The organism is Methyloversatilis discipulorum (assembly GCF_018780585.1).
Lineage (GTDB): Bacteria > Pseudomonadota > Gammaproteobacteria > Burkholderiales > Rhodocyclaceae > Methyloversatilis > Methyloversatilis discipulorum_B.
The window spans coordinates 18601-33388 of the sequence record NZ_JADMJL010000013.1; the positions used below are offsets into that span (position 1 = coordinate 18601).

The following is a 14788-nucleotide window of genomic DNA, read 5'->3' on the forward strand; positions in this document are numbered from 1 at the left end:
AGCCTCAGAAAGTGAAATGCGCGTCGGCACCTGGCGGCGTTGTGACCCCTGCGCGCCGTCTCACGACGCGGCGCGCAGCTCTGACCGGTGTCCCGCAGCAAGACGGCGACCGATCTCGCGCAGATCCACACCGATCGGATGCTGACTCACGCGCAGACCGAACTCCGGCAGGATGGCCAGCAGATGGTCGAAAATGTCGGACTGTATGCCTTCGTACTCAGCCCACACGGTCGTATGGGTGAAGCAGTAGATCTCCAGCGGCAGGCCGTCCGGCGTCGGTGCGAGCTGACGCACCAGCAGCGTCATGTCGCGGTGTATACCCGGATGCGCGCGCAGGAAGCGCTCCACGTAGGCGCGGAAGCAACCGATATTGGTGATGCGGCGGTGATTGACCGGCGCCTTGCCGCGCGCTTCGAGCTGACGGTTCCAGTCGTCGATCTCGCGCTGTTTCTCGCCCAGATAGTCCTCGAGCAATGCAAAGCGTGCCAGGCCGCGCCGCTCCTCGTCGGACAGGAAACGCACGCTCTGCTGGTCGAGCAGCAGGCTGCGCTTGATGCGGCGACCGCCCGACTCCTGCATGCCGCGCCAGTTCTTGAACGGGTCGGTGATGAAGCGTTTGGTCGGAATGGTGGTGATGGTCTTGTCCCAGTTCTGCACCTTCACCGTGTGCAGCGCGATGTCGATCACGTCGCCGTCGGCGTTGAGCTGCGGCATTTCCACCCAGTCGCCGACGCGCACGATGTCGTTCGACGAAATCTGCACGCTGGCCACCAGCGACAGCAGCGTGTCCTGGAACACCAGCATCAGCACCGCGGCCATCGCACCGAGACCGGACAGCAGGATGAGCGGCGAACGGTCGATCAGCGCCGCCACCATCAGGATGGCGGCGACCGCGTACAGCAGTATCTTCACCACCTGGATATAGCCCTTGATCGGCTTCAGGTGGGCGCCGGGCCGCCGCTCGTACAGCGCGTTCAGCCAGCTGAGCAGCGCACCGAGCGCGAGCGCGACGGTGAGCACCATGAACGCGCCGGCGACGTTCTGCACCACGGTGACCGCGGTCGCCGGCATATCGGGCAGCAGTGCGATGCCGTTATGCACGATCAGTGCCGGCACGACATTGGACAGCCGCCGCACGACGGTATCATCGAACGCGGTCTGCCCCTCGGCCACCGGCAGCATGCGCAGCGCGCGCGACAGGAGGCGCAGCAGTACCTTCTTGACCACCCAGTTGGCCACCCAGGCCAGCAGCGCGATCAGCGCGATGCCGATCAGCGCGCGCAGCTCCGGCGGGTAATGGTCGAAGGCCTCCATGAGCTCGAGGTAGCTCGTCATTGTTGTCTCCCTGTGAATGGCCGATGGCGGCGGCGCCGCGAAGGCGCGCCGGCTCTGTCGGCATGCAGGACCGACAGCCGCCCACGGCAGGGGTTCCGCAAGGCGGGGGCTGACCCCGCCCGCGTCAGATCACCGGCGCCAGCCAGCGCTTCATGATGGGCTCGGGCATACCCTTGCGCGCCGCCAGATCGGCCACCTGATCGGCACCGACCTTGGTGATCGCGAAGTACTGCGCGTCCGGGTGGGCGAGGTAGAAGCCGCTTACCGCGGCCGTTGGCAGCATGGCGTAGCTTTCGGTCAGCGACACGCCGATCGCCGCCTCGGCGTCGAGCAGGCGGAACAGATCGCCCTTCTCGGTGTGGTCCGGGCAGGCAGGATAGCCCGGCGCCGGGCGGATGCCGCGGTACTTCTCGGCGATCAGCGCGGCGTTGTCGAGCTGCTCGTCAAGCGCATAGCCCCAGTCCTCACGCCGCACCTTCGCGTGCAGGTACTCGGCGAAGGCCTCGGCCAGACGGTCGGCCAGCGCCTTCAGCATGATGCTGCTGTAGTCGTCGTGCGTCTTCTCGAACTCGGCGAGCTTGGTTTCGATGCCGATGCCGGCGGTGACGACGAAGGCGCCGGCCCAGTCGGCCACGCCGCTGGCGCGCGGCGCCACGAAGTCGGCCAGGCAGTAGTGCGGCTTGCCGGCCGGGCGCTCGTGCTGCTGGCGCAGGTTGTGCCAGGTCATCGCGGTATTCAGGCGCGTCTCGTCGCTGTAGAACTCGATGTCGTCGCCGCGGCTGTTGGCTGGCCAGATGCCATATACGGCGCGCGCGGTGAGCCACTTGCCGGCTATCACCTGCTGCAGCATGGCCTGCGCGTCGGCGAGCAGCTTGCGCGCCTCCTCGCCGACGATTTCGTCGTCGAGAATGGCCGGATACGGACCCGACAGTTCCCAGGTCTGGAAGAACGGACCCCAGTCGATGTAGTCGACCAGCGCCGACAGATCCTGGTCCTCGATCACCTGGCGGCCGATCTTCTGCGGCCGCTCGGGGATCACCTCGCTGCCCCAGCCGCAGCAGTAGGCGTTGTCGCGCGCGTCGTTCAGCGACACCAGCTTCTGGCCCTTCTTGGCCGCATGCTGTTCGCGGATCTTCGCGTAGTCGGCCGCCACTTCTTCGGCATAGGCCGCGCGCTGATCCTTCGACAGCAGGCTGGTGGCGACGCCGACCGCGCGCGAGGCGTCCGGCACATACACGACCGGAGATGCGTAATGCGGCGCAATCTTGATCGCGGTGTGTGCACGCGATGTGGTGGCGCCGCCGATCAGCAGCGGAATGTCGAAGCCCTCGCGCGTCATTTCCGACGCGACGTGGCTCATCTCTTCCAGCGACGGCGTGATCAGGCCCGACAGGCCGATGATGTCCGCCTTGTGCTCGCGTGCGGTCTGCAGGATGCGGTCGCACGACACCATGACGCCCAGATCGACCACGTCGTAGCCGTTGCAGCCCAGCACCACGCCGACGATGTTCTTGCCGATGTCGTGCACGTCGCCCTTCACCGTCGCCATGACGACGCGGCCCTTGGTTTCGCCGACCTTCTTCGACGCCTCGATGTAGGGCTGCAGGTGGGCCACCGCCTGCTTCATCACGCGGGCCGACTTCACCACCTGCGGCAGGAACATCTTGCCGGCGCCGAACAGGTCGCCGACGTGGTTCATGCCGGCCATCAGCGGACCTTCGATCACCGCCAGCGGCGGCTTGCCTTCGGCTTCCAGCCGCGCGCGCACCTCTTCGGTGTCCTCGACGACGAATTCGGTGATGCCCTTGACCAGCGCGTGCTCGAGGCGCTTCTCGACCGGCCATTCGCGCCAGGCCAGATCCTGCGTCGATTCCTTGGCCTGTCCCTTCACCGTGATCGCGAACTCGACCAGCGCGTCGCCGGCACCGGGGTGGCGGTTCAGCACCACGTCCTCGACCTTGTCGCGCAGCGGCTGCGGAATGTCTTCGTACACGCCGAGTTGGCCGGCGTTCACGATGCCCATCGACAGGCCGTTGCGGATCGCGTGGTACAGGAACACGGTGTGGATGGCTTCGCGCACCGGGTCGTTGCCGCGGAAGGAGAAGCTCACGTTGGACACGCCGCCCGAAGTCTTCGCGTACGGCAGGTTCTTGTGTATCCAGCCCACCGCCTCGATGTAATCGACCGCGTAGTTGTCGTGCTCGGCGATGCCGGTGGCGATCGCGAAGATGTTCGGATCGAAGATGATGTCTTCCGGAGGGAAGCCCACCTGTTCGGTCAGCAGCGTGTAGGCGCGCTGGCAGATTTCGGTCTTGCGCTGGTAGGTGTCGGCCTGGCCCTTCTCGTCGAAAGCCATCACGATGACCGCCGCGCCGTAGCGGCGTGCGAGCTTGGCCTGGCGCAGGAACTCCGCCTCGCCTTCCTTCATCGAGATCGAGTTGATGACGCCCTTGCCCTGGATGCACTTCAGGCCGGCTTCGATCACGCTCCACTTCGACGAATCGAGCATGATGGGCACGCGCGAAATGTCCGGCTCGGAGGCGATGAGCTTGAGGAAGCGCTCCATCGCGGCGACCGAATCCAGCATCGCCTCGTCCATGTTGATGTCGATGACCTGGGCGCCGTTCTCGACCTGCTGGCGGGCCACCGCCAGCGCGTCGTCGAAGCGCGATTCCAGAATCATTTTCGCGAAGGCGCGCGAGCCGGTCACATTGGTACGCTCGCCGACGTTCACGAACAGCGAGTCGGCGCCGACATTGAACGCTTCCAGCCCGGACAGGCGCAGCTTGCGTTCGATCTCGGGTACGGCGCGCGGCGGCATGCCGTCCATCGCCTCGGCGAAGGCGCGGATGTGGTCGGGCGTCGTGCCGCAGCAGCCGCCGACGATGTTCAGGAAACCCGACTGCGCCCACTCGCGCAGGTGATTCACCATGTCGGCCGGCGTTTCGTCGTACTCGCCGAAGGCATTCGGCAGGCCGGCGTTCGGGTGGGCGGACACGTGGGTGTCGGCCAGGTGCGCCAGTTCCTCGACGTGCTGGCGCATGTCCTTCGGGCCGAGCGCGCAGTTGAAGCCGAAGGAGATCGGATTCGCGTGGCGCAGCGAGTTCCAGAACGCCTCGGCGGTCTGGCCGGACAGCGTGCGGCCGGAGGCGTCGGTAATGGTGCCGGAAATCATGACCGGCCAGCGGCGACCGACCTCGTCGAAGAACTTCTCGACCGCGAACACCGCGGCCTTCGCGTTCAGCGTATCGAACACGGTCTCGATCAGCAGCAGGTCGGCGCCGCCTTCGGTCAGGCCACGCGCGGCGGCGACGTAGTCATCGACCAGCTGGTCGAAGCTCACGTTGCGGAAGCCCGGATCGTTCACGTCCGGCGACAGCGAACAGGTGCGCGAGGTCGGGCCGAGCACGCCGGCGACGAAGCGCGGCTTGTCCGGGTTCTTCGCGGTGTACTCGTCGCACGCCGCGCGCGCGATGCGCGCGCCTTCGACGTTCAGCTCGTGCACGATGGCTTCCAGGCCGTATTCGGCCTGCGAAATCACCGTGGCGTTGAAAGTGTTGGTTTCGATGATGTCCGCGCCGGCCTCCAGATAGGCCGCGTGGATGCCGCGGATCACGTCCGGCCGCGTCAGCAGCAGCAGATCGTTGTTGCCCTTGAGGTCCTTCGGGTGATCGGCGAAGCGTGTGCCGCGGTAGTCAGCCTCGACCAGCCGGTGCTTCTGCACCATGGTGCCCATCGCGCCATCCAGAATCAGGATGCGGCGGGCCATCAGGGCCTTGAGCTGTTCGGTGCAGTCTGGACGAATCATCGGTCTCTCCGTGGAGCGGCGACCCGTGATCATCGAATGGCGGACACAAAAGCGAAAAACCCGCCGAACGCGGAAAGCGTGCTGACGGGTCGTGGGCAGCTCGCTTTAGCGGCATTTATAACGCGCCCGCAAGCTGGAGGCTCAAATCGGCGCGGACCCGCACCTTAAGGGGGTGCGGGGTTCAAGTCAAGTTTCAGCGGACGTCCATCGACAGTATCCAGCCGACCAGCTTGCTGGCGTCGGCTTCGTTGATCGCCACCGCATTGGGCGGCATCGCCAGACCCGCGGCCTTGCCCTTCCAGTGGCTGTCGTAGGGGTTGGAGCCCTTCATCACCGTCTGCACCAGCTGCTTCTGCGCGTCCTTGATGCCGTAGTAGCGCGCGGCGACGTCGCGCCACGGCGGGCCGACCGGCTTGTCCGCCTTGTTTGACGGCTCGACGCTGTGACAGACGGTGCAGCCACTGCTGGCGGCGAGCTTCAGCATGGCGGCATCCTTGGACGGATCGGCCATCGCCGGGCTGCTGCCGAGCGCGAGCGACAAGGCGCCTGCTGCAACTGCGTAACGGAAGGTGTTCATGGTCTTTCTCCCTGATGAATGTAGGCGTCCGGTACCGTGACGGTTCTCGTGAAACCGTTGCGGCATCTCATGTCGCCACGCTAATCCCACACGCTTGATAGGGGATTGACGTGCATCAAGGGCGTGCTGCGGCGCAAAAACTATCGCTTCGCACGCGAAAGACCGACCTGGTCAGAAGCAGTTCGCCTCGGCCAGCCCGAGCCGGCAGCTCCACTGGAACTGTTCGCGCGCCTGCTTGATCGAGCGCTGGAACATCGCGGTCGGCTCGGCCAGGATGGCGTCCGGCAGCGGCACGGCCGGGACCGCACCGCTGCTGTTGGTGAAGAAGCGCAGGAAGCAGGTTTCTTCCTTGTCGCAGCTCTGCTCGATCACGCGGTTGTAGTAGGCGCGGTCGCGCGCGGACGCTTCGGGCACGACGATGAACTGCATCAGGCCGAGCCGGCCGGCGACGATCCAGTCCTGCGTGTTCGCCGGCGCCTGCCCGGCAGTCGCGCCGGCAGACAGCGTGAGTGCGCAGAACAGCGCACACAGCATGCGTTTCATGGCTTCTCCTCCGGATCGGCGCAAACGCGCCGCTTGCCGGTCAGACCGGCCCGGCGCTGCCCGGTTCGTCGTCGGTGCCGGCGCGGCGCGTGCGCAGGCTGCCCTCGACCATGCGGTACTCGAACAGCCGGCACTCGAGCGCGCCATTGAACAGCGGCGTGCGCCGGCTGGCCTTCAGCTTGATCAGCTTAGGGAAGTCCGGGTCAGCCGTGATGAAGTGGCAGCGCCAGCCGGCGTAGCGCTGCTTCAGCAGGTCGCCCAGCTTCGGGTAGAACGCGTCCAGCGCCGGTTTGTCTTCCAGCCGCACGCCGTAGGGCGGGTTGGTCACCATGACGCCGTGGTCGGCCGGCGGATCGCGGTCAAGCACATCCGCGCCCTCGACCCGCACCACCCAGGGCAGCTTCGCCGCCTGCAGGTTTTCCTTGGTACGTGCCAGTTCGCGGCCGGAAATGTCGGAGCCGAAGATGGGCAGTTCGCGCGGCGTCTGCGCGCGCGCAGCGGCGGCGTCACGCACCGTCGTCCATACCGCGGCGCTGAACGGCGTGAGCTTTTCGAAGGCGAAGCTGCGACCGAGGCCGGGCGCGATGTCGAGCGCCATCTGCGCGGCTTCGATCAGGAAGGTGCCGCTGCCGCACATCGGGTCGAAGAAGGGCTCCACCCGGTCCCAGCCGGACAGCATGATGATGCCGGCGGCGAGGTTTTCCTTGATCGGCGCCTCGACCGCGGCCACCTTGAAGCCGCGCTTGTACAGCGGCTCACCCGAGGTATCGAGGTAGAGCGTGGCTTCGCGGTCGGTCAGGAAGACGTGGGCGCGCACGTCCGGATTGGCGGTGTCGATGCTGGGCCGCTGCCGGGTCTGTTCGCGCATGCGGTCGCAGATCGCGTCCTTCACGCGCAGCGTCACGAAATCAACGCTCTTCAGCGGCGAGCGCACCGCGGTCGTGTAGACGCGCAGCGTGCGCTTGGGGCTGAACCAGCGCTCCCACGGCAGGCCGTAGGCGAGCTTGAAGATGTCGTCTTCCTTGCGGTACGGCCCCTGGCCGACGCGCCACAGCACGCGGGTGGCGATGCGGCTTTCCAGGTTGACGGTGTAGGCCAGCTTCCAGTCGCCGGTGAAGCCGACGCCGCCCGGCACGACCTTGACGTCGGCCGCACCGAGCCGCGTCAGCTCGTCGGCCAGCACGGGTTCGAGGCCGCGCGGACAGGGCGAGAAGAAATACTGGCCGGACTTCAGTTCCGGCTCCTCGCGGACCACGCGACGGACGGCGCGCACGCCGGGCTTGGGGGCATTCGATGCGTTCGGTGGTGTGTTCATGGATCAAAAGGGCTTCAGCACGACGAGGATGACGACCACGAACAGCACCAGCACCGGCGCTTCGTTGAACCAGCGGAACCAGACGTGGCTGCGCGTGTTGCGCCCGGCCTCGAAGTCGCGCAGCAGGCGCGCGCAGTAGTGGTGATAGCCGACCAGCAGCAGCACCAGCGTGAGCTTGGCGTGCATCCAGCCGCCGGAAATGCCTTCGCCCAGCCACAGCCAGAGGCCGAAACCGACCGCCAGCCCGGCCAGCGGCCCCATGAAGCGCAGCAGCTTGCGCGACATCAGCAGCAGGCGGTCGCGCACCGCGGTTTCGTCCGGCCCGAGCATGGCCAGATTGACGAAGATGCGCGGCAGGTAGAACAGGCCGGCGAACCAGCTGGTGACGAAAACGATGTGCAGGGCCTTGGCCCACAGGTAGCTGCTTTGCATGGTCGACAGGATCAGGAGGTCGTGGAAGGGGTTTTCAGTGCGGCGGCGAGCACGGCGTCGACGTCTGGCCGGGCCAGCCGGACGCGCAGCTCGCGCTTCATGCGGCGGTTGTCGAGCACGCGCGACTCACCCATGAAGGAAAGCGTCATCGGCGACAGCTTCTGCGCCGCTTCCGCGCGCGTAACGCGCGGCGGGCGCGGCAGCGCGAAGGCGTCGGCGACGCGGTCGAAATAGTCGGCCATCTTCAGCCGGGTGTCGTCGCTGGCGTTGAAGGTGCGGCCGCCGCGGGCGCGATGCAGCGCGGCCCAGGCCAGGCGGGCGAGATCCTCGGCGTCGATGTGATTGGTGTGCACGTCGTCGTCGGCCTGCAGCACCGGATCACCACGCTGCAGCCGCTCCAGCGGCAGGCGGTCCGGCCCGTAGATGCCGGGCGCCCGCAGGATGGACACGGCAACGCCGCGCCGTGCCAGCGTGCGCACGGCGCGCTCGGCATCGACCCGTCGCCGGCCGCGCGCGCTGGCCGGCCGCAGCGGCCGGCTTTCCGGCACCAGCGCGCCGGCGCAGTCGCCATAGACGCCGCTGGTGCTGATGTAACAGAGCCGGCGCACGCGACCGGCGCGCGCCAGCGTGTCGACCAGCGCGCGGCTGCGCGGATCAGTCGCCGCGCCGGAATTCGGCGGCGGCGCAAAATGCCACACCCAGCCGGCAAGCGACGCGACGCGGCGCAGGCTGCGCCGCTCGTCGAGGTCGGCGCGCACGCAGCGCACGCCCAGCGGGCGCAAATCGGCCGCCGCGGCGTCGCTGCGCACCAGCGCCAGCACGCGGATCCGGCGGGCAAGCCACGGCAGGGCGCGACGCGCAACGTCGCCACAGCCTACAATCAGCAGTCTTGACCGGGCGCCACACCAGTTTGCGGGGGTGGCGCGTCGCGGTCTGCTCTTCATCTTCATTAACGGATTGTCTCACGCAGCCATGTCCTATCAGGTCACGCTCCAGCCCAGCCAGCACCAGTTCACCACCGATTCCGAAACCCGCCTGCTCGACGCCGCCCTGGCCGCCGGCTTCAACCTGCCCTACGGCTGCCGCAACGGCGCCTGCGGTTCGTGCAAGGGCAAGGTGCTGTCGGGCACCGTCGATTACGGCAAGTACCAGGCCGCCAAGCTGACCGAGGCCGAGAAGGCCCAGGGCTATGCGCTGTTCTGCGTCGCCACCGCCTGTTCGGACCTGCAGCTGGAATGCCGCGAAGTGGGCGGTCTGAAGGACATCGCCGTACGCACGCTGCCCACGCGCGTGCAGGAGATGCAGAAGCTCGCGCCCGACGTGATGCTGCTCAAGCTGAAGCTGCCGGCCAACGAACGCCTGCAGTTCCTGGCCGGCCAGTACATCGACTTCCTGCTGAAGGAAGGCAAGCGCCGCAGCTTCTCGATCGCCAATGCGCCGCACGACGACGAATTCATCACGCTGCACATCCGCGAAGTGCCGGGCGGCCATTTCACCGGCCACGTGTTCGGTGCGATGAAGGAACGCGACATCCTGCGTTTCGAAGGCCCGCACGGCAGTTTCTTCCTGCGCGAGGACGTCGAGCGGCCGGTGGTGATGCTGGCCGGTGGCACCGGTTTCGCGCCGATCAAGGCGGTGATCGAGCACGCGATCAAGATCGGCTACACGCAGCCGATCACGCTGTACTGGGGTGCGCGCACGAAGCAGGATCTGTACATGCACGAACTGGCCCAGAGCTGGGTCGGCGCCCTGCCCGGCTTCCGCTATGTGCCGGTGCTGTCGGAGCCGGCAGCCGGTGACGCGTGGGACGGCCGCACAGGCTTCGTCCATCAGGTCGTCATGGCCGATCTGCCCGACCTGTCGGGTCATCAGGTCTATGCCTGTGGCGGCCCGGCGATGATCGATGCGGCGAAGGAGGACTTCACCCGCCAGTGCCGTCTGCCGATAGAACACTTTCACGCTGACTCCTTCACCTATTCAACGTAATCGACGTAATGGACCAGGACGTTTTCTTCACCCGGGAACCGGTGGTCAACAAGCAGCGGGCGATCACTGCCACACGGCTGCGCGTGCACGCACCGGACTGCGCGACGGCGGTGGCCGCGCTCGAATCGATCGGCGATGACTGGCCGCTGGCGCGCCCGGTCTTCGTCGGCCTCGCCGGCTGCCGGCCGGACGCCACGCTGGCCGACTGGATCGCGCCGGAAGGCGCCATGCTGGAGGTCGCCGCGCCCTCGCTGGCCGACCCGGTGACCGCGCAGGCGGTGTCGCAACTGGCGCAGTCAGGTCTGCCGCTGGTGCTGTCCGACTACAAGGCCGGTACCGAAATTCCTGCCGGCCTCGCCTTCCGCTTCGTGATGGCCGACGCCCGCGTGCAGCCGGTCACCATCCGCGTGCCGGGCATCCTGATCGCCACCGGCATCGACGAGCCGGCCGCCTTCGACGCCGCAATCAAGGCCGGTTACGGCGGTGCCGCCGGCTGGTTTTTCAAGGCCGGACAGACCACGGCGAAGAAGCTCGCACCGGCGCACGCACAGATCGTGCGCGTGCTGAATCTGGTCCGCCGCAACGCCGACCCGAAGCAGATCGAGGACGCGATGAAGCAGGACGTGGCGCTGTCCTTCAAGCTGCTGCGCTACATCAACTCGGCCGGCTTCGGCCTGATGTGCCAGGTGCAGTCCTTCCGCCACGCCGTGGTCATCCTCGGCTACGAAAAGCTGAACAAGTGGCTGTCGCTGCTGCTGGTGACCGCCGGCAAGGACCCGTCGGCGCCGGCGCTGATGCAGGCGGCGATCGCCCGTGGCCGGCTGATGGAAGTGCTGGGCGCCGAGTTCTTCCCGCGCGAGGAACACGACAACCTGTTCATCACCGGCGCCTTCTCGCTGCTTGACCGCCTGCTGGGTGCGCCGATGGACAAGGTGCTGGAAGAAATGTCGCTGCCGGACCGCATCAGCGACGCGCTGCTCGGCCAGGACGGCGCCTACACGCCCTTCCTGAAATTGGCCCGCGCCTGCGAGGACGCCTCGGCGGACGGGCTGTCGGAATTGACGCACGCACTCGGCCTGAGCGCCGATGCGGTGAATCGCGCCCAGCTGTCGGCGCTGAAGTTCGCCGATACGCTGGAGTTCTGAGTTCCGGTTCTGAAGGCCGCGCAGCGGAGGCCGGTCCCGCAGTGTGAGTCCCGGCCGTATCAGGCCTTTGACAGCGCCTTCAGGGCCTGGCGGATGCCATCCGACACGCTGACGCCTTCCGGCAGCGTCTTCAGCGCCGCCTGCGCCTCGCGGTCGCTGTAGCCGAGCGCCATCAGCGCGTTCAGGATGTCGGCGCCGGCATCCGGCGCGACCGCGGCGGCCAGCGACGCGGTGGGCATCAGCTTGTCGCGAAGTTCCAGCAGCAGGCGCTCGGCGGTCTTCTTGCCGATGCCCGGTATCTTCGTCAGCCGCCCCGCCTCCTGCATCGCCACCACGCGCGCAAGTTCATCGACCGACATGCCGGACAACACGGCCAGCGCCATGCGCGGGCCGATGCCGCTGATCTTCACCAGCTGGCGGAAGGCCGCCAGCTCGGCCGGCGCACCGAAGCCGAACAGGAAGTGCCCGTCCTCGCGGACGACGAAATGCGTGTGCAGCGTCACCCTCTCGCCGATGGCAGGCAGGTTGTAGAAGGTGCTCATCGGCACATCGACTTCATAACCCACACCCTGCACATCGAGCAGGATGCGCGGCGGGTTCTTTTCCAGCAGTGAGCCGGTGAGGCGACCGATCATGAAAACTCCGGGAGACTGTAGGCGCTTGCCGCGACGAATGCGGTCAGGCCGGACGACGCGCGATGATACGCCCGCCGCGACGGCGCGCACCGGGGCCGCCGATGGCGCCCATGCCGCGTGCGGCGTGCGCGTGGCAGATGGCGCAGGCCAGCGCGTCAGCGGCGTCGGTGCCGGGCGCCGCGGCGAGCGCGAGCAGGCGGGCCACCATGTACTGCACCTGTTCCTTGTTCGCCTTGCCGTGCCCGACCACCGCCTGCTTCACCTGCAGCGCGGTGTACTCGGCGACCGGCAAGCCGGTGGCGGTCAGCGCCGACAGCGCGGCGCCGCGCGCCTGACCGAGCAGCAGCGTAGATTGCGGGTTCACGTTCACGAAGACGATTTCCACCGCCGCGTGCGTCGGCTGCCAGGTATCGACCACCTCGCGGATACCGGCGAACAGCGTGGCGATGCGCGACGGCAAGGGCTCGCGTTCGTTCGAGGTGATGCGGCCGCTGGCGACGTAACGCAGCTTCGCACCCTCGGCTTCGAGCACGCCGAAGCCGGTGATGCGCAGGCCGGGATCGATGCCCAGGATGCGCATGTCGCTCACTGCACCATGCCGCTGCCGACGTTGATGCGTTCGAGTTGCTCGCGGATGCGGATCGGGTCGTCGGAACGCAGCAGCTTGATCACGCGCGGCGCGATGTCGCCGCAGTCGCAGCGCAGTACCTCGCGTTTCACTTCCAGCAGCTGCGACGGATGCATCGAGAACTGGCGCAGGCCCATGCCCAGCAGCAGGCGCGCGAACTGCGGCTCGCCGGCCATCTCGCCGCACACCGCCACCGGCATGCCGGCCCGCTTGGCCTGCGCGATCACCTGCTGCACCAGCCGCAGCACGGCCGGATGCAGCGGGTCGTAAAGGTGCGCCACCGCCTCGTCGGCGCGGTCGATCGCCAGCGTGTACTGGATCAGGTCATTGGTGCCGATGGACAGGAAGCTGAAGTGGTTCATCAGCGTGCCAAGCGCCAGCGCCGCAGCCGGAATCTCGACCATGGCACCGATCTCGACACGGTCGTCGAACTTGCGGTTCGCTTCGCGCAGCTGCTGCTTGGCCAGCGCGACCATCGCCAGCGCCGATTCGATCTCGTGCTGGAAAGCCACCATGGGCAGCATGATGCGCACCTTGCCGTAGTGCGCGGCGCGCAGGATGGCGCGCAGCTGGGTGACGAACATGCGCGGTTCGGCCAGGCAGTAGCGGATCGCGCGCAGGCCCAGCGCCGGGTTCGCTTCGCTGCGCTCGGCGCCACGCAGCGCCTTGTCGGCACCGATGTCCAGCGTGCGCAGGGTGACCGGTTTGCCCTTCATCGCCTGCACCACGCTGCGGTAGGCCTCGAACTGTTCGTCTTCGTCCGGCAGGTCGTCGCGGTTCAGGAACATGAACTCGGTGCGGAACAGGCCGATGCCGTCGGCCTCGACCTCGCGCACCTGTTCGACGTCCTGCGGCAGTTCGATGTTGGCGAACAGTTGCACCGCCTCGCCGTCGAGCGTGGTGGCAACGGCGCCGGTCAGGCGCTTCAGCTTCGAGCGCTCGATCTCGATCTCGCGCGCACGCAGCCGGTATTCGTCGAGGATGCGCTCGTCCGGATTGATGATGAGCACACCGCGCACGCCGTCGACGATGAGCATGTCGTCGTCCTGGATCAGCCGGCGCGCCTGATGCATGCCGACCAGCGCGGGAATCGCCAGGCTGCGGGCGACGATGGCGGTGTGCGAGGTGGCACCGCCGAGGTCGGTCACGAAGGCCGCGATGCGCTGCGCCTTGAACTGTATGGTGTCGGCCGGGGACAGGTCGTGTGCGACGACGATGCTGTCGGTGTCGCGCCGGCGGGTACTGACGCGATTGCGCTTGCCGGCCAGCGCCTTGATCACGCGCTCGACCACCTGCACCACGTCGGCGCTGCGGCTGCGCAGGTAGGCGTCGTCGATCTGTTCGAACTGCTCGACCAGCCGGTCCATCTGCCGCTTGATCGCCCACTCGGCGTTGCAGCGGCGGCTGCGGATGTACTCACCGGCCTCGTCGAGCAGCAGCGGATCGTCGAGAATCATGCTGTGCAGGTCGACGAAAGCGAGCAGTTCGCCGCGCGCCTCGGTGCCGTCGTTCAGCAGGCCGCTGCGCAGCTCGGCCAGTTCGGCGCGCACGGCGTCGAAGGCGCGGCCCAGCCGGACCACTTCGTCATCGACCTTGCGCGGCGGCAGCGAATAGTGGGCCACCTCGAGCGTCGCGTGCGACACCAGATAGGCGTGGCCGATCGCGATGCCGCCGGAAACGGCGAGACCGTGCAGCGTGAAGGTCACTTACTCGCCCTCGCCGAACTTGTCCTCGATCAGCGCGACCAGTGCAGCCATGGCAGCGTCGGCGTCGGCGCCTTCGGTCTCGATGACGATGACCGAGCCCTTGGCGGCCGCCAGCATCATGACACCCATGATGCTCTTCGCATTGATGCGTCGCCCATTGCGCTCCAGCCACACCTCGCAGCCGTGGCGGCTGGCGATCTGGGTCAGCTTGGCCGAGGCGCGGGCGTGCAGGCCCAGCTTGTTGGTGATTTCGATCTCACGTCTTGGCATCGCGCCCCACCTTCATCGCCATCACTCCGTCGCGGCCACCGCTGACCGCCTTGTTGACCAGCCCGTGCAGCGTTTCGCGCTCGCGATAGGTCAGCGTGCGCAGCAGCATGGGCAGATTGACGCCGGACACCGCCTCGACCTTGTCCGGCACGCAAAGTTTGAGCGCCAGATTGGACGGCGTGGCGCCGAAGATGTCGGTCAGCAGCAGCACGCCTTCACCGCTGTCGACGACCGACATCATCCGCCGCGCCAGCGGCAGCAGGTCCAGCGGATCGTCCTGCCCGGACACGCCGAGCTGCGCGATCTGCGCCGGCCGTGTGTTGAGCACGTGGCAGGCGCACTGGATCAGCGACTCGCCGTAGCTGCTGTGCGTAATCAGAAACAGGCCGATCATGTTTTGAATTCTCC

The 14788-nt window shown here is 67.2% G+C and carries 14 protein-coding genes and 1 riboswitch; of the genes, 2 read left to right on the plus strand and 12 right to left on the minus strand.

Annotation, left to right across the window (positions count from 1 at the left end; genetic code table 11):
* Positions 1 to 60 precede the first annotated feature (60 nt).
* The 7 genes from IV112_RS05325 to IV112_RS05355 all read right to left on the minus strand — a co-directional run bounded on the left by IV112_RS05325 (position 61) and on the right by IV112_RS05355 (position 8960).
* Complete coding sequence (locus IV112_RS05325; RefSeq protein WP_304001542.1) at positions 61 to 1335, minus strand: mechanosensitive ion channel family protein; 1275 nt, start codon at positions 1333 to 1335, stop codon at positions 61 to 63.
* Positions 1336 to 1459: 124 nt separating this feature from the next.
* Positions 1460 to 5143 (minus strand): methionine synthase, encoded by a 3684-nt coding sequence (gene metH / locus IV112_RS05330; RefSeq protein ID WP_304001544.1) that lies wholly within the window; start codon positions 5141 to 5143, stop codon positions 1460 to 1462.
* Between the two features lie 84 nt (positions 5144 to 5227).
* A riboswitch (SAM riboswitch) is annotated at positions 5228 to 5306 on the minus strand.
* A gap of 30 nt (positions 5307 to 5336) precedes the next feature.
* Positions 5337 to 5720 (minus strand): c-type cytochrome, encoded by a 384-nt coding sequence (locus tag IV112_RS05335; protein ID WP_304001546.1) that lies wholly within the window; start codon positions 5718 to 5720, stop codon positions 5337 to 5339.
* Positions 5721 to 5891: 171 nt separating this feature from the next.
* Positions 5892 to 6263 carry a hypothetical protein gene (locus tag IV112_RS05340; RefSeq protein ID WP_304001548.1) on the minus strand — a complete coding sequence of 124 codons (372 nt, stop codon included), beginning with the start codon at positions 6261 to 6263 and terminating at the stop codon, positions 5892 to 5894.
* A 40-nt stretch (positions 6264 to 6303) separates the two neighbouring features.
* Entirely contained in the window at positions 6304 to 7578 is a 1275-nt protein-coding gene (locus tag IV112_RS05345) for a THUMP domain-containing class I SAM-dependent RNA methyltransferase (protein ID WP_304001549.1), read from the minus strand.
* A 3-nt stretch (positions 7579 to 7581) separates the two neighbouring features.
* The gene (locus IV112_RS05350; RefSeq protein WP_304001551.1) at positions 7582 to 8010 is read right to left on the minus strand and encodes a CopD family protein; all 429 of its coding nucleotides are present in this window, start codon (positions 8008 to 8010) and stop codon (positions 7582 to 7584) included.
* Positions 8011 to 8021: 11 nt separating this feature from the next.
* The gene (locus IV112_RS05355) at positions 8022 to 8960 is read right to left on the minus strand and encodes an SDR family oxidoreductase (RefSeq protein ID WP_438362228.1); all 939 of its coding nucleotides are present in this window, start codon (positions 8958 to 8960) and stop codon (positions 8022 to 8024) included.
* Positions 8961 to 8982: 22 nt separating this feature from the next.
* Here IV112_RS05355 and IV112_RS05360 point away from each other — a divergent pair, with 22 nt between their 5' ends.
* A complete protein-coding gene (locus IV112_RS05360; RefSeq protein WP_304001555.1) occupies positions 8983 to 9996 on the plus strand; it encodes a CDP-6-deoxy-delta-3,4-glucoseen reductase in 1014 nt (337 codons plus the stop codon).
* Between the two features lie 8 nt (positions 9997 to 10004).
* The gene (locus tag IV112_RS05365; RefSeq protein WP_304001557.1) at positions 10005 to 11141 is read left to right on the plus strand and encodes an EAL and HDOD domain-containing protein; all 1137 of its coding nucleotides are present in this window, start codon (positions 10005 to 10007) and stop codon (positions 11139 to 11141) included.
* A 59-nt stretch (positions 11142 to 11200) separates the two neighbouring features.
* Here the strand turns inward: IV112_RS05365 and ruvA are convergent, their stop codons facing one another.
* Genes ruvA through IV112_RS05390 form a run of 5 tightly spaced genes read right to left on the minus strand, consistent with a single transcriptional unit; the run spans position 11201 to position 14774 of the window.
* Entirely contained in the window at positions 11201 to 11776 is a 576-nt protein-coding gene (gene ruvA, locus IV112_RS05370; protein WP_304001560.1) for a Holliday junction branch migration protein RuvA, read from the minus strand.
* Positions 11777 to 11819: 43 nt separating this feature from the next.
* Positions 11820 to 12356, minus strand: a complete 537-nt coding sequence (ruvC, locus tag IV112_RS05375; RefSeq protein ID WP_029644358.1) for a crossover junction endodeoxyribonuclease RuvC — start codon at positions 12354 to 12356, stop codon at positions 11820 to 11822.
* 5 nt (positions 12357 to 12361) lie between these two features.
* A complete protein-coding gene (ptsP, locus tag IV112_RS05380) occupies positions 12362 to 14110 on the minus strand; it encodes a phosphoenolpyruvate--protein phosphotransferase (protein ID WP_304001562.1) in 1749 nt (582 codons plus the stop codon).
* On the minus strand, positions 14111 to 14380 hold the full coding sequence (locus IV112_RS05385; RefSeq protein WP_019915688.1) for an HPr family phosphocarrier protein: 270 nt from the start codon (positions 14378 to 14380) through the stop codon (positions 14111 to 14113).
* On the minus strand, positions 14367 to 14774 hold the full coding sequence (locus IV112_RS05390) for a PTS sugar transporter subunit IIA (protein ID WP_019915689.1): 408 nt from the start codon (positions 14772 to 14774) through the stop codon (positions 14367 to 14369). The genes IV112_RS05385 and IV112_RS05390 overlap by 14 nt, the downstream gene beginning before the upstream one ends.
* Positions 14775 to 14788: the final 14 nt, after the last annotated feature.